Below are 19,009 nucleotides of genomic sequence, written 5' to 3' on the forward strand. Positions count from 1 at the left end.
ACCTTGCGGCCGCGGGACCGGCCGTTCGGTTTGGGCAAAGAGTGCAAGTCGTGAAGACAATTACTGTGCTTTCCCGGAAGGGTGGATCCGGCAAGACGACCGTGGCCGTGAACCTGGCGCTGATGGCCTTCCTGCGGGGGCACAAGGTTCTATTGGCCGACATGGACCCGCAGCGGTCCGCGTGGGACGCCCTGCGGTCGCGCAGCGAGCCCGGACCGGCCCTGGCCGACATCACCGCCGGCAAGCTTTTCCTGACCAAATCCAACGCGATGCGGGAAGGTTTCGACTATCTGTTCATCGACACGCCCGCCGCGCCGGAGGCCGATGTCGCCCAGGCGGTGAACATCGCCGACTTCTGCCTGGTGGCGGGCCGGCCCTCGTTCCTCGACCTGGCGCCGATCGTGCGCTCGGCCGAAGCGGTGCGGCGCCTGGGCAAGAGCGGGCTGGTGGTGCTGAACCAGGCCCACACCAACAAGCCGGAGGTCGCCCCGGTGGCCTTCCCCGAGATCATGGAAGCCCTGCGGTTCTGCGGCCTGCCGCTGGCCCCGCACGGCCTGCGCTCGCGCGAGGCCTTCCAGAAAGCCATGGCCCAAGGCCGCTGCGTGGTCGAGCAAGAGCCGGACAGCCCGGCCGCCCGCGACGTGGAACGTCTGTGGGCGCATGTCGAGGCCAGCGTGAGCGGTCTTGGTTCGAGTGGTTTGAACGAAACCGCGATGAAGACCGCCCTCACCGGCTGATCCGTCTATCCCTCGGGATCGGCCCTCTCTAGGTTCGCCACGTCAGCGGCGGAGCCTTTTGCATGAAAATTCTCGGCGTCTCGGGCAGCCTGCGGGCCGCCTCGTTCAACACGGCCCTGCTGCGCGCCGCCCAGGAGTGCGCGCCCGACGGCGTGACGATCGAGATCTTCGGCCTGCACGACCTGCCGCTGTTCAACCAGGACGTCGAGGACCAGGGCGATCCCGTCCCGGTCAAGGCCTGGAAGGACGCCGTGCGCTCGGCCGACGCCCTGCTGCTGGCCTGTCCCGAGTACAACGGCGGGATCACCGGCGTGCTGAAGAACGCCATCGACTGGGCCTCGCGCGGCTCGCCCTCGGCCCTGCAGGGCAAGACCGCCTGCATCGTCGGCGCCTCGCCGGGCGTCACCGGCACGGTCCGCGCCCAGGACGCGCTGCGCCAGTCCCTGCGCAAGGTCTCGGCCGAGTACTGGCCGCTCAGCGAGATGCTGGTCGGCCAGGCCCACACCAAGATCGAGAACGGCGCGCTGCACGACGAGAAGACCCTGGCCTATCTGGGCCGGCACCTGGCGGCGTTCGTCGAGCACATGCGGGGCCGTTGAGGTTGTCATCCCGGAAGCCTCGCAGAGGCTGTCCGGGACCCAGGTGACTGGGCGAAGGCGGTGCGGTTCACCTGGGTCCCGGCTCTACGCTTCGCTTCGGCCGGGATGACAACCGTGAGGAGCTTCAGATCGGCCCTTCCCCTATTTCCCCATCGTCGCCGGGTCGTAGTTGGGGCCGAAGTCCAGCACGAACAGCGGACCCAGCACCACGGTCTGCTTGGCGGCGCCCAGGTGCAGGGCCACGCCCGCCCCGCCCTTGTCGGCGTCCATGCCGGCGCGGCCGCTGACCGTGTAGATCCGCCACTCGCCGTCCGTGACGGCGACCTTGCCCTCGACGATGCCGCCCCAGGGCTCGGCCGACTGCTGGACGCGCACCGAGGTGATGTCGGCCGTCGCCGGCCCGCCGTCGACCGGTTCGGCCTTGGCCCAGAAGGCGATGGTGATGATGTCGCCCTTGGCGATCTTGCCGGTCACCGCCTGGCCGGCGCTGTTGGTCCAGGGCTGGTCCGGCGTCGGCGCCGTGACCTGGACCCGGATTCCGCCGCCGCCGATCACGGCCTTGTCCTTGACCGGCGCGTTGGTCTGGCCCGGTCCATAGATGTTCCAGGCCGTGGACGGCTTGTTGATGGCGTATTTCATGATGCCTTCGGCGGCCGGCTCGGCGGCGCGGGCCGCCACCGGCGCGACGGCGGCCAAACCAAGCGTGGACAGGCCAAGCACGGCCGCGGCGGCCAGGATCGCGATCTTCGTCATGGTTTCCCCTTCAAGAGACGTCGTTGCGTCGATCGTCCGCCATCGGCGGTCGATATGGTCGTTTCCTCCCGCGGGGCCGCCCGCCATGCGGCGCGGCCTCCCGTGCTTATGATGATAGCGGTACCGTGCAGCTTGAGCCGACGCAAGAACGCCGCGCCATACGGCCTTTGTTGCGTTGCACCGCGGCAAGCGCGGGCGTAAAGACCGCCGCAATCCTGAAACGGACTTCCGAGTCCACGTCCTCCCAGGGGAGCCCTGAACCATGTCGCTCGAGTCCGCCGCCCTGCGGCGCATCGCCCCGTCCGCCACCATCGCGATCAGCGCCAAGGCGCGCGCCCTGAAGGCGACCGGCCGGGACGTGATCGCCCTCTCCGCCGGCGAACCGGACTTCGACACGCCCGACAACATCAAGGAAGCCGCCATCGCGGCTATCCGCGCCGGCAAGACCAAGTACACCGACCCGGACGGCATGCCCGAGCTGAAGGCCGCGATCTGCGCCAAGTTCAAGCGCGAGAACGGCCTGGACTACAAGCCCAGCCAGGTCCACGTCGCCCCGGGCGGCAAGCCGGTGATCTACAACGCCCTGGTCGCCACCCTGGACCCGGGCGACGAGGTGATCATCCCCGCCCCGTACTGGGTGTCGTACCCCGACATGACCCTGCTGGCCGGCGGCACGCCGGTGTCGGTCGAGACCACCGCCGAGAGCGGCTTCAAGATCACGCCGCAGGCGCTGGAAGCGGCGATCACGCCCAAGACCAAGTGGCTGATCATCAACAGCCCGTCCAACCCGTCGGGCGGCGCCTACACCCGCGCCGAGCTGCAGGCCATCGCCGACGTCCTGCTGCGCCACCCGCAGGTCTGGGTGCTGACCGACGACATGTACGAGCACCTGGTGTTCGACGACTTCGAGTTCACCACCATCGCCCAGGTCGAGCCCAGGCTCTACGACCGCACCCTGACGATGAACGGCGTCTCCAAGGGCTATTCGATGACCGGCTGGCGGATCGGCTACGCGGCCGGTCCCGAGGCGCTGATCAAGGCCATGGGCAAGATGATCAGCCAGACGACCTCGAACCCCTGCTCGATCTCGCAATGGGCGGCTCTGGAAGCCCTGAACGGTCCGCAGGACTTCATCAAGCCGAACGCCAAGCTGTTCCAGGAGCGCCGCGACCTGGTCGTGTCGATGCTGAACCAGGCCACCGGCCTGCACTGCCCGACCCCGGAAGGCGCGTTCTACGTCTATCCGTCCTGCGCCGGCCTGATCGGCAAGACCGCGCCCAGCGGCAAGGTCATCGAGACCGACGAGGACTTCGCCGTCGAGCTGCTGGAGACCGAGGGCGTGGCCGTGGTGCACGGCGCGGCCTTCGGCCTGTCGCCGTTCTTCCGCATCAGCTACGCCACCGCCAACGACGTGCTGGAAGACGCCTGCCAGCGCATCCAGCGCTTCTGCGCCAGCGTCAAATAGACGCTTGCTCCCCTTGTGGTCGTCATTCTCGCCATTTTGGCGAGGATGACGGCTGTAAGTCGAACCCGAACCGCGCTAGGGCTCCTTTTCGCCGCCTCCCGCGGCCAGGAGATCGTCATGGCGCGCACCCCGAACTACAATTTCGAACGCCAGGAACGCGAGCGTCTGAAGGCCCAGAAGGCCGCTCAGAAAGCCGCTGAAAAGGCCGCCGCCAAGCAGGCGGCCGAAGAGGCCGCTCCTAAACCTCCGACCGACGATCAGTGAAAGACGGCGCATGCCCAGCTCGACCTCGTTCAACCACGAAACTGTGTCGCTCGACGGCGAGCATTTCTCCGACTGCGAATTCCGTGACTGCCGCCTGACCTTCGCCGGCGGCCAGGCCCCGGTGTTCAAGAACTGCAAGATCGTCGACTGCGAGTGGAAGTTCGAGGGCGCCGCCGAGCAGACCCTGGCCCACCTGAGGGCCGTGTGGAACGCCGGCGGCAAGGCCCCGGTCCAGGCGCTGATCAAGGAAATCACCGGCGGCGGCCGCTGAGTCTTCTCGGAGCCTTGTGCGCCGCCCGGGGTTAGTAACCTGCGGCACGGCGGCACAGGATCGAAGGGACCAGCCCATGCTCGACGCCAAGGACTGCCTGGCGCGCGCCAACGACATGGAGCGGCGCGCCGGGTCGTGCGGCTCGGCGCGCCTCGAGACCGACCTGCTGTCGGCGGCCGCGACTTGGCGCTACCTGGCGCAACAGGCCCTGTGGCAGGACGCGTTCGCCGCTCAGACGGTTCAGGACTCCGGCCGAGATTGAGCCTAGGGTGGAGGTATCGGCGCCCATCCGTCGCCGTCCGCGAACGTCCTTGCGCCTAGGATCGGATTCCCATTCGCATGAAGCGTCCGATCCCCGGGATTGAAGACGCACAGACGCTGGCTCAAGCGATCGTGGACACCATCCACGAGCCGCTGCTGGTGCTCGACTCCGCGTTTTCCGTTCTGGCGGCCAGCCGGTCGTTCTACGAGACCTTCAAGGTCGATCCCGAGAACACGATAGGCTGCCCGCTCTTCGCCCTGGGCGACGGCCAGTGGGACATCCCCGCATTGCGCGAGCTGCTGGAGACCATCATCCCGGAGCGGGTGGTGATGAACGGTTTCGAGGTCAATCACGACTTTCCGGGCCTGGGCCGGCGGATCATGCTGCTGAACGCCCGGAAGGTGATCTACGAGACCAGCACCAACTCCACCATCCTGCTGGCCTTCACCGACATCACCGCCCGGCGGGCGATCGAGCGCGAGAAGGAAAGCCTGCTCGACCGCACGCGCGACCTGCTGGGCCAGAAACAGGTGCTGCTGCAGGAAATGCAGCACCGCGTCGCCAACAGCCTGCAGATCATCGCCAGCATCCTGCTGCTCAAGGCCAGGGCCGTCACCTCCGAGGAAACCCGCTTCCACCTCAAGGACGCCCATCAGCGGGTGATCTCCGTGGCCGAGGTCCAGTCGCACCTGCACGCCTCGGGCGGCGTCGACCAGATCGAGGTCGGCCCCTATCTGACCAAGCTGTGCGCCAGCCTGGCCGCCTCGATGATCGGCGACAGTCAGCCGATCGTCCTGAAGGTCGTCGCCGACCACGGGACGATCGGCTCGGACAAGGCTGTCAGCATCGGCCTGATCGTCACCGAGCTGCTGATCAACGCCATCAAGTACGCGTTCCCGGTTTTCAAGGAAGACGCCCGGGTCACGGTGACCTACGCCAGCGACGACGACGCCTGGACCCTGACGGTCCGCGACAACGGGGTCGGCAAGGCCAACGAGGCCGCGTCGGGCAAGCACGGCGGGCTGGGCACGGTGATCGTCGACGCGCTGGTCAAGCAACTGGACGGCCAGATGACGGTGGTCGCCACCGACGGCCTGAAGGTGACGATCCGGCACGCCCATGTCGCGGCCTTGAAACCCGTCATGGCCTAGCTGGCTCTTGCCGGGCCGCGACATTCCGCGCGACTGCACGCATCGCCGGAGCATGCTAGGTCAGGTCAGGGGCGTCTGATTCACGGGAGCGCGCGCATGCGCCTTTCCGGCCGCATGGCCTTGGTTCCGGCGATCGCCGGCGCGCTGTTCCTCGCCCTGACGCCCGCCGTCCAATCCGCGTCCATGGCCGCGTCCCTGGCCGGCCGCCTCGACGACGCCGTCCTCGACGAGCTCAACTTCGCCCGCGTCAGGCCCGCCGACTACGCCCGCGAACTGCGCCGCGAGCTTCGCCGGAGCGACGACCCCGCCGCCGTCGAGGAGGCCATCGGCTTCCTCGAACGCCAGGCCTCGCTGCCGCCCCTGGAATCGGACCGCCGCGTCGCGGCCGCCGCCCGCCAGCACACCCAGGCCCAAGGCGCGCGCGGCGACGTCGGCCACGGCGCGGCCGGCGGCCTGGGCCAGAGGCTGCGCGGCCAGGGCGTCTGGGCCGGCCTTTCGGCCGAGAACATCTCGTACGGCTATGAGGATCCCCGCGACGTCGTCCGCCAACTGATCATCGACAGCGGCGTCCCCGGACGGGGCCACCGCCGCAACATCTTCGCCTCCGGCTATCAGCTGGCCGGCGTGGCCTGCGGTCCGCACCGGGCCTACGGCTTCATGTGCGTGATCGACTTCGCCGGCGCCCTGCCCCCGCGCTGACGCCGGTTGCCTGGCGTGGACGCCACGACGTCCTAGCCGTCAATCCAGTCGGTCAGCCCCTCGCGGGCATGGACCTCGCGCAGCGACGGCATGGCGCGCATGCGGGCCAGATAGCGGGCGATGTTGGGCCAGGCGGTGGCGGGCTTGGGCATGTTACGCGACCAGCGCATCAGCATGGTCGCCAGGAAATCCACCGCCGAGAGGCGCTCGCCCAGCATGTGGGGACCGGCCTGGGCGGCCAGGTGGGCGTCGATGCGGTCCCAGATCCCTTCCAGCCGCGTGCGCGCCACGGCCGCGGCCGCCTCGCTCGCCGCCTCTCCCGCGGGTTCGTGCGGATAGAACCAGGCTCGGAAAGCCGGCATCACCGTGTTGGCCAGATAGACCATCCACTGCAGCCAGGCGGCCCGTTCGGGCGCGCCGACCGCCGGGGCCAGGCCCTTTTCGGCATGGCGTTCGGCCAGCAGCATCAGGATCGCCGCGACCTCGCAGACCGGCGCGCCGTCGACGATCAGGGTGGGCACCACGCCGCTGGGATTGAGCTTCAGATAGTCGGGGCTCTTCTGGGCGCCGGTCGCGGTGTCGGTCAGGACCAGCTCGAACGGGACGCCGAGTTCGATCAGCATCCAGTGCGCCGCCAGGCTGGCCGTGCTGGGGCTGTAATAGAGCTGGTACATGCGAAAGATCCCTCACCCGTTGACGGGCGAGGGATCGGTCAGGGCGCTCAGGCTGTCAATCGCCCCGCGACGGGCTTCTAGTGCTTTTCCCGCCAGCGCGCCTTGGCGTCGTCCTTGGTCAGGTTCAGGTGCACGCCGTCGTCGTCGACATGGTCGACCCAGGTGACCGGGATCAGGTGGTGCTTGAGGCCGCCGCCCAGGTCCAGCTTGGCCAGCTCGATCTCGCCGGCGACCACGTGGTCCACCCGGCCGACGTGTTCGCCGTCCGATCCGACCACTTCCAGATGTTCGCGAATTTGCGAGGCGTCGATCATGGTGTTCCTCCTTTGATGGACGTCAGCAGGGCAAACGGGCGAGGTCGCGGCGCAGTTTCCACAAGGCCGTTCCAAGCGGCTTGCCTGACGCGAATGTTCGCTTTATGTTCTAGTCAAGGTTGCGGCTTTGCGGATGTCGCGTTCCTGGCTATCACTCGAAAAGCCGCCGCTCCTGAAACCGTTGGGCCCTGGGGAAACACGATGATCCGACCGCTCGCCGCCGCCCTGCTTGTGCTGACCGGCGCGACGACCTGGACAGCAACGGCCTGGGCCCAGACCGCGCAGGCCGTGTCGGCGGAGACCGCGCCGGCCGCGGCCGCGCCGGCGGCTCCGGAAACCCCGACCGCGCCGCCGGCCCCCGTCACCCCCCTGCCCCGGGTCGACGCGGTGTTCGCCGCCGACGGGGTGACCATCACCGACGGCGGCAAGAGCGTGCTGTTCTACCGCACCGCCCCCGCCGATCCGCGCGAGCCCGGCCGGCTGAACTACGTCCATCCGATCTGGGCGCCCGACGGCGCGGTGCTGACCGAGGACCGCCCCGCCGACCACCTGCACCAGCGCGGGGCCTTCTGGAGCTGGCACCAGGTGCTGGTCGACGGGAAGGCCGTCGCCGACGGCTGGTTCATGAAGGGCCTGACCTTCCATGTCCGCGAAAAGCGCTTCAAGGGCGACACGGCCGGCGGCGGGACCCTGGTGGTCAACGCCGACTGGATCGTCAATTCGGGGCCCGAACTGGCCTATGTGGCGCGCGAGACCACCAAGGTCCGCGTCTATCCGCTGAAGGACGGCGCGCGGCGCATCGACTTCGACACGGTGATCACCGCCCGCAGCGACACCCTGGCCCTGGGTGGCAGCGACGACGCGAAGGGCTATGGCGGCTTTTCGGTTCGGCTGATCAAGCCCGACCGCCTGACCTTCGGCTCCGGCGGCAAGACCGTGGCCCCGGCGGTCGGCCCGGTCGAGGCCGGCAAGGCCATGGGCTTTGCCTGGACGCCCGGCGGCGGCTCGCCCGCCTGGACCGTGGGCCTGGCCTGCAAGGCCAACGGCGCGCCGATCACCCGCTGGATCCTGCGCAAGGAACTGTCGATGCAGAACTGCGTCTTTCCCGGGCGGGCGCCGTTCATTCTGAAGAAGGGCGAGACCCTGCGTCTGCAGTCGACCCTGATCCTTCGGCCGGCGACGCCGGCCCCCGCCGGGCCGAAGAAGAAGGGCTAGCCGATGGCCGAGATCCTCAACCTGAACCAGGCCCGCAAGGCCAAGACCAGGACCGACGCCAAGATCAAGGCCGTCGAGAACCGCGCCAAGTTCGGCCGCACCAAGGCCGACAAGGCGTTGGACGCGGCGCGGGCCGACAAGCTGAAGCGCGACCTGGACGGGGCCAAGCGCGAGGACTGAGGCGTTCCGGCCCGAAGGCTCCTCGACGTTCGGCGCTGGTGCGTGGTCCTTGTCCTTCGACAAGCTCAGGATGAGGACTCTGTGCAGGCGGCGGCGGTGGAAAACCTCATCCTGAGCCTGTCGAGGGACGAGGTTTTCGCCGCCGAGGCCGAGTATCGATCAGCCTACTTCCCCTCCGGCGTGAAGGCGTAGAGCGTGCCGTTCTCGGCGCCGACATAGACCACGCCGCCCTCGATCCAGGCCGTGCCGATCAGGCGGCCGTCGCTGCCGGCGCCGGACACGCTCTTCCCGTCGGCCAGGCTCAGTTGGTGGAGCAGACCGCCGAACGTGCCGATGACCAAGGTCCCGCCCGCGACAGACGGCGACGAGAAGGCCGCGCCGCTCAGCTCGGTCCGCCACACCTCGGCGCCGGTCTTCAGGTCGACGCATTGGACCATCTTCCAGTCCGAGCTGCCGACACAGGCCTTGCCGTCGACGACGGCCGGCGAGCCGATCACCCACGACCCCTTGTGCGGCGCGATCCAGGCCGGCTTTCCGGTGGCGGCGTCCAGCGCGTAGAGCCGGTAGTCGCGGCTGCCGAACAGCACCAGCCCGTCGGCCACGGCGGCCGAGGACTGGATCGACCCGATCTTGAAGTCGCTGTTGCCCTGGGTCTGGAACGACCAGGCCAGCTTTCCGTCCGCCCGCTCCAGGGCGTACATCGCGCCGTCGAAGCCGCCGACGAAGATCCGCTGGCCGTCGGTGGCCGGGGTGGCGCGCACCCGTCCGCGCGTGGCGTAGGTCCAGATCACCGCGCCGGTGCGGGCGTCCAGCGCCCGGACCACGCCGTCGCCGCCGCCGATATAGATCGCGCCGTCAAAATACAGCGGCGACGACGCCCAATAGTCCCAGAAGTCGACGCCGGGCTTGTAGTTCATGAACGGCAGGTCCGCGCCGGTCGTCCGCTTCCAGGCCAGCTCGCCGTCGGCCGCGCGCACCGCATAGATCGTGCCGGCGTCCGACTGGAAATAGGCCAGGCCGCCGGCGATCGCGGCGCTGGCGGTGACCGGGGCGTCGGCGACGAACCGCCAGCGGGTCTTGCCGGTCGCCCGGTCCACCGCGCTGAAGCCGCCGTCCTTGGCGCCGAGATAGATCACGCCGTCGCAGAGCGTGGGGCTGGCGATGATCGGTCCGCCCAGCGGAACCTTCCAGGCCTGGCCGTCGATGCCGGCGGGCGCTGGACCGGGCTGGACGCCCAGATGGTCGGGACCGTTGCGGAACTGGCAGCGATCTCCCGCCGCCGAAGTCGCGTGCGCGGCGCCGACGCCGAACGCCAGACTCATGCCGAACACCGCTATCGTCCGCGCCCACGCGCCGCCATGATTCCGCGACATCGATGTTTCCCCCAAGCGGGCGTGGTCGCTCGACGAGCGCCGCCCTTGCGCCACCCATAGCTGAGTCGCGCGTCGGGAACTCGACCCTCGCCTAGCGCGGCGCGAGATGCCGGCGGGACGCGGTCCTCGCCGCCTCCCCCGCCTGTTCGCGCGCCAGCCGGTCCAGCCGTGCGCGATAGGCCGCGATCAACTGCTGGATCGTCAGAACCCAGCCGAACGTGGTTTCCTTATGGGTCTTGACCGCTTCGTCCATCACCGTCGGCTCCTTAGTGTTGCCATGACGGGAATTTCACGCTTGAAGCGTCGCGTGACAAACGCGGCTTCCTTGCGTAATCATAAGCTCCACTTATGTCAGACATCCTCGCCAGCCTGCCGCTCAGCGCCATCCGGATCTTCGAGGCCGCCGCGCGCCTGAAGAGCTTCACCCGCGCCGCAGACGAACTGGGCGTCAGCCAGGCGGCCGTCAGCTGGCAGGTGAAGGCCCTGGAGCAGCGCCTGGACCAGCCGCTGTTCACCCGCCTGCCGCGCGAGGTGGCCCTGACCCCGGCCGGCGAGCGCCTGTCGCGCGCCGCCACCGAGGCGATCAGCATCCTGCGCGTGGCGGTGTCCGACCTGGTCGACACCGAGGAAGGCATATTGTCGATCACCACCGTCCAGAGCATCGGCGGCCACTGGCTGGCCCCGCGCCTGGGCGGCTTCCAAATCGCCCATCCCCGCATCGCCGTGCGGCTGGACGCCTCCAGCCGGGTCGTCGACCTGCAGCGCGAACCGTTCGACCTGGCCCTGCGCGCCGGCGGCGGCGACTGGCCCGGAATGGAGGCGCACTTCCTGATCCCCTCGGTTCAGACCGTGCTGTGCACGCCGACCGTTCTCGCCCAATCCGGCGGCGTGAAGCGCCCGGCCGACCTGCTGCACGCCCCGCGCATCGGGTCGCCGGAGTTCTGGGTGCGCTGGTTCGAATCGGCGGGCGTCGATGCGCGTGACGACCGCGCCCCGCCGCGGCTGTCGGCCGACGCCCAGGCGCTGGAGGTGGCCAGCGCCCTGGCCGACCAGGGCTTCGCCCTGGGCTCGCCGATCTTCTTCGCCCGGGAGATCGCCGAGGGGCGGCTGATCGCCCCGTTTCCCATCACCGCATACTATGGCGGCGGCTATTGGCTGGCCTATCCGGCCGAACGCCGCCGGGTGCGCAAGATCGTCGCCTTCCGCGACTGGATCCTGGCCCAGGCGGCGGCCGACCCGCTGATCGCCCGCTATCGGTCCTAGGGGCGGACCTCGTAGCCGTAGCGCTTGATGATCGTGACGGCGGCCGGCGACCTGAGGAAGGTCAGGAACGCCCTGGCGGCGGGGTTCTTCTCGCCCGTCTTCAGCAGCACCGCCTGCTGCGCGATCGGCGCGTGGAGGGTCGCCGGCGTCAGCCAGCGCGATCCGCCCGGCTCGCCGATCACCTGGGACAGGGCCACGAAGCCCAGTTCGGCGTTGCCGGTGGCGACATACTGATAGGTCTGGGCGATCGACGACCCCGTGACGATCCGAGGCGCCAGGGCGTCGTAGAGCTTCAGCTTGCGCAGCGTCTCGACCGCCGCCCGGCCATACGGCGCGGCGGCCGGGTCGGCGATGGCCAGCTTGACGAACCTGTCCGAGCCGAGCACCGCGCCCTTGGCGTCGACCAGCCCCGGCGTCTTGGAATACAGCACCAGCCGGCCGACGGCGTAGGTGTAGCGCGTACCGGCGACGGCCAGGCCCTCCTGTTCGGCCTTCCGGGGCCGCTCGGCGTCGGCCGACAGGAACACCTCGTACGGCGCCCCGTGGGCCATCTGAGTGTAGAACTGGCCGGAGGCGCCGAAGCTGAGGACCGCCGTATGGCCGGTCTTGGCCTTGAAGGCGGCGGCGATCTCCTTGGCCGGCTCGGTGAAGTTGGCGGCGACGGCGACCTGGGTGTCGGCCGCCAGGGCGGGCGCGGCGCCCAGGGACGCGAAGAGGGCCAGGGCGCCCCCGAACAAGGCCAGGCCGACGAATTTGAAGCGATCGGTGATCATGTTCGAGAGGCCCTTTCGGTTTGCGGCGACGCCTAGAACGCCATCTGCGAGCGCAGGGAGATGACCTGGTAGCGCTGGCCGATCTGCGCGCCCACCGGCGTGGCGTAGGCGGTGGCGGACGGCGACAGGCGATCGATCTTGACGTCCTGGTAGTCGAGCATGAAGCGGACGATCGCGTTGAGGTACCAATTGACCCCGCCCGAGACGACCGTCTGCTCGCCGCCGCGAACGGCGCCGGCGCCGGGCGCCGTGCCGAGGGCGCCCGGCTGGTAGTTGAGGTCGACGGTCGAATACCGGCCCGCCAGCTCGAACGCGCCCCAGGCGCCGGTCAGCGGGCTGAACGGGCGGGTGATGCTCGGCGCGTCGAAAGCGAAGGTGTTGGGGTTATAGCGGCGCTTTTCGCCGGTCAGCATCCAGCTGCCCTCGACATACCAGCCGTCGAAATGGGGATCGCTGACCCCCGCGGCCGGATTGCGCCGTTCGATGGCGATCCGCTCGTATTCGGCCTGGATCAGCAGGGTCCTGTACTGGCCGGCGGCCTCCACGCCCCCTGTGCTGACGTGATCGGCGTCGATCGCCCCGGTCGAGATCAGCCGGGTTCCGTCGACACGCAGCTCCGGACGCTCCTGCAGGGTCACGCCGTAACGGACCGCGCCCGCCGCCGTGTCGGGGCCGCCGGTGTCGGCGGTGCGGGCGACATAGCTGCCGTGGAGGCCCAGGTGGACGAGGCGGTCCTTGTCCTTGAGCGGCAGGAAGGCGGCGCGGCCGACATAGGCCAGGGCGCTGTCATAGGGCTGGGCGGCGCCGGTGGCTTGCGAATTGACCACCCCGACCGTGCGGCCGGTGATCGAGCCGGCGGCGTACCAGCGCTCGCCCGCCGCCCACGCCATGGCGGCCTCCCGGAAATCGCCGCCGGCCACGCCGCGGGCGATGTCGGCCGCAGCCGGGCGTTCCAGGAACGGGGCGCCGAAGACCGAACCCTGGTCCTCCAGCCCGATGGACGGCGCGAAGGCCCCGACCCGGAAATGAAACGGCTTGAGGCCGGAATACTGGAACCACAGCTCCTGGATATGGCCCGCGTCCTCCATGCCCGCGCCGCCGTACTCAAGCAGCACGTTGTATTCGAAGTCGCCGAACGCCTTGCCGTCGACGCCGATGCGGGCCCGGCGGAAGTTGGTTCCCGAGGCCAGGTCGCGGGCCCGGGCGGTGTCGGCGGGCGTGGCGCCGCGCCGGAAGTCGCTGGTGATCGGTCCGGGCGGATCTTGCCTGTAGTCGGCGGCGTCGAACTGCATTCCGCCGTGGAAGGTGGCGGCGAAGCGTCCGTCGGTGCTCTGGATCGATGGTTTGCCGACCACGATGCTGGCGACCGCGCTCGAAGGCGGGACGCTGGCGACGGGCGGCAGGCTCTGGATCGGCGCGGGCGGCGGTGTCAGCGCGGCGGCGGGCGTGGGAGGCGCGAACGCGGTCCTGCGCTCCATCATCTCGACCTTGGCGGCCAGCGCTTCGAGCTGGCTTTGCAGCGCCTCGATCCTGGCGTCGCGCGGGTCGGGCGCGGCGGCGACGGGCGATGCCTTGGCGGCGGCGCCGGCGTCCGTGACGCCGAGACTGAAGCCCACGGCGAGAGCCAGCGCGGAAGCGCCGAGGAAGTGTCTGCTGTCCATTTCAACTCAATCCAAGCTTCGCCCCCGGAAGGGAGGGGTCTTGGGCGGGTTGTAGAGCGGCGCCGTGGAAAGGGCTTGATAAGCGTCAAGCTGCGCCGTGCAACTTCGTCGCACCCTTGTCGAGCCGTCGCGGAACGGGCTTCGCCTGGGTGCTGGTGCTGGTCGACGAGCTTGAGGGTCACGTCCGGATCCGTCTCGTCCTTGGGCTTCCAGACGCCCCGGGGCGAGACGCGCTATCGTTATGCAGTTTCATTACATAACGCTCCTCGCCGTCAAGCTCCCTTTGGCGGGCGAACGGCGCAGAGACCCGCTAGCCGCGCAGGAACCCGTCCACCAGCGCCTGGTCGCCGTCATAGACCCAGCACTCGGCCAGCAGGTCGTCGGCGATCCGATAGACGAGCACGCGATCCAGCTCGGTGACGACGCCGTCGCGCTCGAAGGCCTCGCGGGCGATCACCACGGCCCGCTCCGGTCCGGCGGTCACATCGACGATGCGGACCAGCTTGCGGCGCGTGCGACGGCTGACCTCGGCAAGGGTCGCCAAGGCGGCGGCCAGGCCGACATGGTCGCCGGTCAGCGGGTGATCGCCGAAATAGTGCAGGGTGAAGTCCGGATGATAGCAGGCGCGCAAAGCCGCCAGGTCGCCCGCCGCCCACGCCTTGGCGTAGCGCTCGGCGACCGCGCGGTTGGCCGCCGCTCGGATCTCGGTGGTCACGCGGCCTCGGCGATGCGGTCGCGATACTGGGGCGGGATGGCCTGATAGGCGGTGTTCGGCGCGACCTTGTAGGTCCGGCGCGCCTCGTCCAGCGGCATGGCGAACAGGGCGGGATAGTCGACCGCCGGCAGCCAGGCGGCCGAGCGGCCGTTGCGCCAGGCCTCGCGCACGGCCTTGCCGTAGGGCTGGCCCAGCCTGGCCTTCTGGAACTGGCGCGCGCCGGCCAGGGCGATGACCGCGAAGCCCAGGCTCCGGGTCTGGGCGTACGAAAAGGCCACCACGCAGACCTCGCCCAGGGCGTCGGTGCCGTAGCCGGTCAGCACGTGCCAGACGTCGTGCACGTCGCGCATGCGCCGGGCGTACCAGGCCAGCGGATGGGCGGCGTCGACGTCGGACTCGGGAATCTTGCGGCTCTCCTCGGCCAGGCCTTCCGCCGACAGGCCGCGCGGCGCGATGAAGTCGCGATAGGCGGCGCCGACCGTGCCCGGACCGAACTGCGCCAGCCAGACCGGATCCGACAGCCGCTCGGCGAACTCGTCGTGTTCGTAGGCGATGCGGCCGCCCTCGGGCGTGCTCAGCAGGCGACGGTAGCCCTTCGGGATCGCGTTGCCCGCCAGGGCGCGCATGATCTCGAACACCTGGGCGGTGTCCTCCTTGTCGGCGATCAGGCGCCGGACAGCCCGAAGCGCCCGCAAAGGCTGCAGGTTGAACGACTGACGCCCCCGCTGCATCGGTTGGCGCGACTTTGGCCCACCGAGCACTTGCGTGGCTGCGATCATAAGGCATGCTCCTGCTGAACCCGATAAAGATGACATGGCGTCATTTTTATTCAAGAGGGTTCAGCGACCCCCGATCTGCGACGTGATCAGACAGCAACAGGGGATGGGCATGATGGGCAGTCTGAAGAAGCGTTCGATCAACCTGGCCGGCCACGCGACCTCTCTGGCCCTGGAGCCCGAGTTCTGGACCGTGCTGCAGGCGGCGGCCAGCGCGGACAAGATCAGCGTCGCCGGCCTGATCCAGCGCATAGACGCCGGGCGCGGCGAGCGCCCGCTGGCCTCGGCCTGCCGGGTGTTCGCCCTGCTGCATGCCCAGGCCGGCGAGGGCGGAACGGTCTAGCTCTGCGCCACGCCCGGACCGGGCTTGGGCAGCGGAATAGGCTCCGGGATGGGCGTTCGCCGAGGCAGGGCCGGCGCCTTCGGCATCTGCATCGACAGATCGGCCGTCCGCACGGTCAGCAGGCCGGAGCGCCAGCCGCCGATCACCAGGGCGGCGATCAGCAGCAGCACCCCCAGCAACGTCAGACCGGCCACGCCCAGATGCTGGGGCCGGATGTCGTCGCGACGCGCCATGGCGCCCTCCCCTAGCCGGCCGGCTTGGGCGCGTCCGGAACCTTGGGCGCGTCGAGCTGCGGCGCGGAAACATTGACGTCGACGGTCTTCTTGTGGCTCACGCCGCCGGTGAAGACGAAGTAAGCGATCACCGCCACGACCACCACTAGGGCGCCGATGATGAACGCCATGCCGGTCCCGCCGCCGCCGCTCGTATTGGTTTCTTCAGCCACTTTCGTCTCCTGTGATTTCCATCCCCGCCGAACAAACGGGAGGTGGAGGTCGAGGTTCCGGCGGGAAGCGCGACGCCGGCGCGGCGGATGGGCGCGAGGGCTTAAGCCGGACGAACTTTGTGCTACATATGTTCCATGTCTCAAGGCTTCGACTCGTCCAAGTTCCCCGGCATCCCCGGCGACTTCCCCGGTGATCTCCCCGCTCCGCGCATCTCCGACCTGGCCCGCCCGCGCGGACCGGACGGCGGCGGTCCCACGCCGAACTATCTGGAGGGGCTGAACCCCGAACAGCGCGCCGCCGTCGAGGCGACCGAGGGTCCCGTGCTGGTGCTGGCCGGCGCCGGCACCGGCAAGACCCGGGTGCTGACCACCCGCCTGGCCCACATCCTGGCCACCGGCCGCGCCCGGCCGTGGGAGCTGCTGGTCGTCACCTTCACCAACAAGGCCGCCCGCGAGATGCGCGAGCGGATCACCCACATCATCGGCGACGAGGCCGAGGGCCTGCGCTGGCTGGGCACCTTCCACTCGGTGGCCGCCCAGATCCTGCGCCGCCACGCCGAGCTGGTGGGACTGAAATCCAGCTACACGATCATCGACACCGACGACCAGGAACGGCTGCTCAAGCAGCTGATCGAGGCCGCCGACATCGACGCCAAGCGCTGGACGCCGCGCGCCCTGGCCGGGCTGATCGACACCTGGAAGAACCGCGGCTGGACGCCCGACCGCGTGCCGCAAAGCGAGGCCGGCGAGTTCGCCAACGGCCGGGGGATCACCCTCTATCGCCAGTACCAGGAGCGGCTGCGCATCCTGAACGCCTGCGACTTCGGCGACCTGCTGCTGCACAACATCACCATCTTCACGGCCAATCCGGACGTGCTGGCCGAATTCCAGCGGCGCTTCCAGTACGTGATGGTCGACGAGTACCAGGACACCAACGTCGCCCAGTACCTGTGGCTGCGGCTGCTGGCCCAGGGCCGCCAGAACGTCTGCTGCGTGGGCGACGACGACCAGTCGATCTATGGCTGGCGGGGGGCCGAGGTCGACAACATCCTGCGCTTCGAGCGCGACTTCCCCGGCGCCAAGGTGATCAAGCTGGAGCGCAACTACCGCTCCACCGAGCACATCCTGGCCGCCGCCTCGGGCCTGATCGACGCCAACAAGAGCCGGTTGGGCAAGACCCTGTGGACCGAGGCCTCGGGCGGCGAGAAGGTCAAGGTCAGCGGCGTCTGGGACGGCGAGGCCGAGAGCCGGATGGTCGCCGACGAGATCGAGAAGGCCAAGCGGGCGGGCCGCAAGTACAGTCACATGGCCATACTGGTGCGCGCCTCGTTCCAGATGCGGGCCTTCGAAGAGCGGTTCGTGATGCTGCAGATCCCCTACAAGGTGGTCGGCGGCCCGCGGTTCTTCGAGCGCGCCGAGATCCGCGACGCCCACGCCTATCTGCGCCTGATCCAGTCGCCGGACGACGACCTGGCCTTCGAGCGGATCGTCAACACGCCCAAGCGCGGCGTCGGCGACACCTCGGTGCAGAAGCTGCTGCAGATCGCCCGGCTGGAAGGGATCTCCACGGTCGACGCCGCCCGGGTGATCATCGGAAGCGACGACCTGCCGGCCCGCACGCGCACGGCGCTCAGCAACTTCCTGCGCGACCTGGACCGCTGGCGGGCCCTGGCCGCCAACACCCCGCACCAGCGGGTGATGGAGGCGGTGCTGGAGGAGAGCGGCTACACCGACGCCCTGCGCCTGGACAAGGGTCCGACCAGCCAGACGCGGCTGGAGAACCTGAAGGAGCTGGTCCAGTCGATGAGCGCCTTCGACACGCTCGAAGGTTATCTGGAGCACGTGTCGCTGGTCATGGACCTGGACAAGGGCGCCGGCGACGACGCGGTGTGGATCATGACCCTGCACTCGGCCAAGGGGCTGGAGTTCCCGCTGGTCTTCCTGCCCGGCTGGGAGGAAGGCGTGTTCCCCAGCCAGCGCAGCATGGACGACAAGGGCGAGAAGGGCCTGGAGGAAGAGCGCCGCCTGGCCTATGTCGGCATCACCCGGGCCCGCGAGGAGGCCCGGATCAGCTTCGTGGCCAACCGCCAGGTCTATGGCCGCTGGACCAGCCAGCTGCCGTCGCGGTTCGTCGATGAACTGCCCCTGGCCCACGTCGATGCGGCCTCGGAGACCGGCTATTACGGCGGCGGGCCGGGCATGCAACAGACCGTGTCGTCGCGCTGGGACGACCCGGGGACCAGCACCTTCACCGCCGGCAGCTATGACAGTCCCGGCTGGAAGCGGGCCCAGGAGCGCGCCTCCGGTTTCGGCGAGCGCGGCGCGAGCTGGCGCAGCGGCGGCTCGGCCGCGCGCTCGGCCCCGATCGAGGGCGAAGGCCGGCTGGTGGCGGTTTCGGCCAGTTCGGCGGCCAGCGCCTATACGCGCGGCGACCGGGTGTTCCACGTCAAGTTCGGCTACGGCAAGGTCACCGGCGTCGAGGGCAACAAGCTGTCGGTGTCGTTCGACAAGGCCGGCGACAAGAAGGTGATCGACAGCTTCGTGGAAAAGGCCTGAGGCGAGACCGGAATCCGGCTGATTGACGGGGCTGGAGAGAGGGCCGAGCGTCACCAGAGGTCGAAAACCCCTGGAGGACTCGCCTTGAAATCCGCCGCCCTGATCGCGACCGCGGTCGCTCTCCTGTTGCCCTGCGCGGCCCACGCCGCGGCCTGCGACACCCTGAAGAACGCCACCTATGCCGGGATCATGCGCGGCAAGTTCGACGCCTATCCGGACGCCTTCGCCGGCTCCAGCCTGACGTTCGACGCCAGCGGCGTGGGCGCCGGGCGCGGCGTGATCGGCTATGATCCCGCCAGCACGGCGGCGGTCCAGAGCCCCTATGCCGGGGTGACCTGCACCTCCAACGCCGACGGAACGACGGGCGTCCTGAACTTCGGACCCAGCCTGGGCAACAACAGCTTCACGGTGTTCGACGGCGGTGCCCGCATCTGGATGAAGCACGAGATCCCCGGGCGTCCGATCGCCGGCTGGCTGTTCCGCCTGCCGCCGGCTCCCCGCGCGCGCTGACGGTCTGATC

25 protein-coding genes are annotated in these 19,009 nt (G+C 69.4%); 14 read left to right on the top strand and 11 right to left on the bottom strand.

Annotated features, from left to right (window positions below; genetic code table 11):
• Positions 1 to 50 precede the first annotated feature (50 nt).
• Both ASD38_RS08150 and ASD38_RS08155 read left to right on the top strand, forming a co-directional pair.
• Positions 51 to 737 carry an AAA family ATPase gene (locus ASD38_RS08150; protein ID WP_056441555.1) on the top strand — a complete coding sequence of 229 codons (687 nt, stop codon included), beginning with the start codon at positions 51 to 53 and terminating at the stop codon, positions 735 to 737.
• Positions 738 to 799: 62 nt separating this feature from the next.
• Complete coding sequence (locus ASD38_RS08155) at positions 800 to 1,336, top strand: NADPH-dependent FMN reductase (RefSeq protein ID WP_056459192.1); 537 nt, start codon at positions 800 to 802, stop codon at positions 1,334 to 1,336.
• A gap of 141 nt (positions 1,337 to 1,477) precedes the next feature.
• Here the strand turns inward: ASD38_RS08155 and ASD38_RS08160 are convergent, their stop codons facing one another.
• Positions 1,478 to 2,089: a hypothetical protein gene (locus tag ASD38_RS08160; RefSeq protein ID WP_056441557.1), complete on the bottom strand. Its 612-nt coding sequence runs from the start codon at positions 2,087 to 2,089 to the stop codon at positions 1,478 to 1,480.
• Between the two features lie 262 nt (positions 2,090 to 2,351).
• On the opposite strand from ASD38_RS08160, the gene ASD38_RS08165 reads away from it, so the two are divergent.
• From ASD38_RS08165 to ASD38_RS08185, 6 genes are all read left to right on the top strand, one after another.
• The gene (locus ASD38_RS08165) at positions 2,352 to 3,554 is read left to right on the top strand and encodes a pyridoxal phosphate-dependent aminotransferase (RefSeq protein WP_056459195.1); all 1,203 of its coding nucleotides are present in this window, start codon (positions 2,352 to 2,354) and stop codon (positions 3,552 to 3,554) included.
• A gap of 117 nt (positions 3,555 to 3,671) precedes the next feature.
• Complete coding sequence (locus tag ASD38_RS24290) at positions 3,672 to 3,818, top strand: hypothetical protein (RefSeq protein ID WP_200941434.1); 147 nt, start codon at positions 3,672 to 3,674, stop codon at positions 3,816 to 3,818.
• A gap of 10 nt (positions 3,819 to 3,828) precedes the next feature.
• A complete protein-coding gene (locus tag ASD38_RS08170) occupies positions 3,829 to 4,089 on the top strand; it encodes a hypothetical protein (protein WP_056441561.1) in 261 nt (86 codons plus the stop codon).
• A 76-nt stretch (positions 4,090 to 4,165) separates the two neighbouring features.
• Positions 4,166 to 4,351, top strand: a complete 186-nt coding sequence (locus ASD38_RS08175) for a hypothetical protein (RefSeq protein ID WP_056441564.1) — start codon at positions 4,166 to 4,168, stop codon at positions 4,349 to 4,351.
• Positions 4,352 to 4,428: 77 nt separating this feature from the next.
• The gene (locus tag ASD38_RS08180) at positions 4,429 to 5,502 is read left to right on the top strand and encodes a sensor histidine kinase (protein ID WP_056441567.1); all 1,074 of its coding nucleotides are present in this window, start codon (positions 4,429 to 4,431) and stop codon (positions 5,500 to 5,502) included.
• A 96-nt stretch (positions 5,503 to 5,598) separates the two neighbouring features.
• A complete protein-coding gene (locus ASD38_RS08185; RefSeq protein ID WP_056441570.1) occupies positions 5,599 to 6,201 on the top strand; it encodes a CAP domain-containing protein in 603 nt (200 codons plus the stop codon).
• Positions 6,202 to 6,233: 32 nt separating this feature from the next.
• Here the strand turns inward: ASD38_RS08185 and ASD38_RS08190 are convergent, their stop codons facing one another.
• Both ASD38_RS08190 and ASD38_RS08195 read right to left on the bottom strand, forming a co-directional pair.
• Positions 6,234 to 6,875, bottom strand: a complete 642-nt coding sequence (locus tag ASD38_RS08190) for a glutathione S-transferase family protein (protein ID WP_056459199.1) — start codon at positions 6,873 to 6,875, stop codon at positions 6,234 to 6,236.
• A 77-nt stretch (positions 6,876 to 6,952) separates the two neighbouring features.
• Positions 6,953 to 7,189, bottom strand: coding sequence for a DUF2171 domain-containing protein (locus tag ASD38_RS08195; RefSeq protein ID WP_056441575.1), 237 nt, complete (start codon positions 7,187 to 7,189; stop codon positions 6,953 to 6,955).
• 201 nt (positions 7,190 to 7,390) lie between these two features.
• Here ASD38_RS08195 and ASD38_RS08200 point away from each other — a divergent pair, with 201 nt between their 5' ends.
• Positions 7,391 to 8,404 carry a DUF6807 family protein gene (locus ASD38_RS08200; RefSeq protein WP_056459201.1) on the top strand — a complete coding sequence of 338 codons (1,014 nt, stop codon included), beginning with the start codon at positions 7,391 to 7,393 and terminating at the stop codon, positions 8,402 to 8,404.
• Between the two features lie 3 nt (positions 8,405 to 8,407).
• The gene (locus ASD38_RS23270) at positions 8,408 to 8,584 is read left to right on the top strand and encodes a DUF4169 family protein (protein ID WP_082560706.1); all 177 of its coding nucleotides are present in this window, start codon (positions 8,408 to 8,410) and stop codon (positions 8,582 to 8,584) included.
• A 164-nt stretch (positions 8,585 to 8,748) separates the two neighbouring features.
• On the opposite strand, the gene ASD38_RS08205 is transcribed toward ASD38_RS23270, so the two are convergent.
• Together ASD38_RS08205 and ASD38_RS23800 are read right to left on the bottom strand one after the other, a co-directional pair.
• Positions 8,749 to 9,957 carry an outer membrane protein assembly factor BamB family protein gene (locus ASD38_RS08205; protein WP_056459204.1) on the bottom strand — a complete coding sequence of 403 codons (1,209 nt, stop codon included), beginning with the start codon at positions 9,955 to 9,957 and terminating at the stop codon, positions 8,749 to 8,751.
• Between the two features lie 91 nt (positions 9,958 to 10,048).
• A complete protein-coding gene (locus tag ASD38_RS23800; protein WP_156390622.1) occupies positions 10,049 to 10,210 on the bottom strand; it encodes a hypothetical protein in 162 nt (53 codons plus the stop codon).
• Positions 10,211 to 10,305: 95 nt separating this feature from the next.
• On the opposite strand from ASD38_RS23800, the gene ASD38_RS08210 reads away from it, so the two are divergent.
• Positions 10,306 to 11,220, top strand: coding sequence for a LysR substrate-binding domain-containing protein (locus tag ASD38_RS08210; RefSeq protein ID WP_056441584.1), 915 nt, complete (start codon positions 10,306 to 10,308; stop codon positions 11,218 to 11,220).
• Here ASD38_RS08210 and modA read toward each other — a convergent pair.
• The 4 genes from modA to ASD38_RS08230 form a co-directional block, all read right to left on the bottom strand.
• Positions 11,217 to 11,993, bottom strand: coding sequence for a molybdate ABC transporter substrate-binding protein (gene modA / locus ASD38_RS08215; protein WP_056459206.1), 777 nt, complete (start codon positions 11,991 to 11,993; stop codon positions 11,217 to 11,219). The two genes, ASD38_RS08210 and modA, sit on opposite strands and share 4 nt — an antisense overlap.
• A 32-nt stretch (positions 11,994 to 12,025) precedes the next feature.
• Positions 12,026 to 13,654, bottom strand: a complete 1,629-nt coding sequence (locus ASD38_RS08220) for an OprO/OprP family phosphate-selective porin (protein ID WP_056459209.1) — start codon at positions 13,652 to 13,654, stop codon at positions 12,026 to 12,028.
• A 310-nt stretch (positions 13,655 to 13,964) separates the two neighbouring features.
• Positions 13,965 to 14,369 (bottom strand): nuclear transport factor 2 family protein, encoded by a 405-nt coding sequence (locus ASD38_RS08225; protein ID WP_056441595.1) that lies wholly within the window; start codon positions 14,367 to 14,369, stop codon positions 13,965 to 13,967.
• On the bottom strand, positions 14,366 to 15,148 hold the full coding sequence (locus tag ASD38_RS08230; RefSeq protein WP_056441598.1) for a Coq4 family protein: 783 nt from the start codon (positions 15,146 to 15,148) through the stop codon (positions 14,366 to 14,368). The genes ASD38_RS08225 and ASD38_RS08230 overlap by 4 nt, the downstream gene beginning before the upstream one ends.
• Before the next feature lie 112 nt (positions 15,149 to 15,260).
• Between ASD38_RS08230 and ASD38_RS08235 the strand changes: the two genes are divergently transcribed.
• Positions 15,261 to 15,488, top strand: coding sequence for a ribbon-helix-helix domain-containing protein (locus ASD38_RS08235; RefSeq protein ID WP_056442407.1), 228 nt, complete (start codon positions 15,261 to 15,263; stop codon positions 15,486 to 15,488).
• Here the strand turns inward: ASD38_RS08235 and ASD38_RS08240 are convergent.
• Both ASD38_RS08240 and ASD38_RS08245 read right to left on the bottom strand, forming a co-directional pair.
• Entirely contained in the window at positions 15,485 to 15,721 is a 237-nt protein-coding gene (locus ASD38_RS08240; protein WP_056441601.1) for a hypothetical protein, read from the bottom strand. The genes ASD38_RS08235 and ASD38_RS08240 overlap by 4 nt on opposite strands.
• Before the next feature lie 11 nt (positions 15,722 to 15,732).
• A complete protein-coding gene (locus tag ASD38_RS08245) occupies positions 15,733 to 15,933 on the bottom strand; it encodes a hypothetical protein (protein WP_056441605.1) in 201 nt (66 codons plus the stop codon).
• A gap of 135 nt (positions 15,934 to 16,068) precedes the next feature.
• Here ASD38_RS08245 and ASD38_RS08250 point away from each other — a divergent pair, with 135 nt between their 5' ends.
• Both ASD38_RS08250 and ASD38_RS08255 read left to right on the top strand, forming a co-directional pair.
• Positions 16,069 to 18,489, top strand: a complete 2,421-nt coding sequence (locus ASD38_RS08250) for an ATP-dependent helicase (protein ID WP_056459212.1) — start codon at positions 16,069 to 16,071, stop codon at positions 18,487 to 18,489.
• An 84-nt stretch (positions 18,490 to 18,573) separates the two neighbouring features.
• Positions 18,574 to 18,999, top strand: a complete 426-nt coding sequence (locus tag ASD38_RS08255; RefSeq protein WP_056441610.1) for a hypothetical protein — start codon at positions 18,574 to 18,576, stop codon at positions 18,997 to 18,999.
• The last annotated feature ends 10 nt before the right edge of the window (positions 19,000 to 19,009 follow it).

Origin of the sequence: Caulobacter sp. Root487D2Y, from assembly GCF_001427165.1 — a bacterium.
Classification (GTDB): Bacteria; Pseudomonadota; Alphaproteobacteria; order Caulobacterales; family Caulobacteraceae; genus Caulobacter.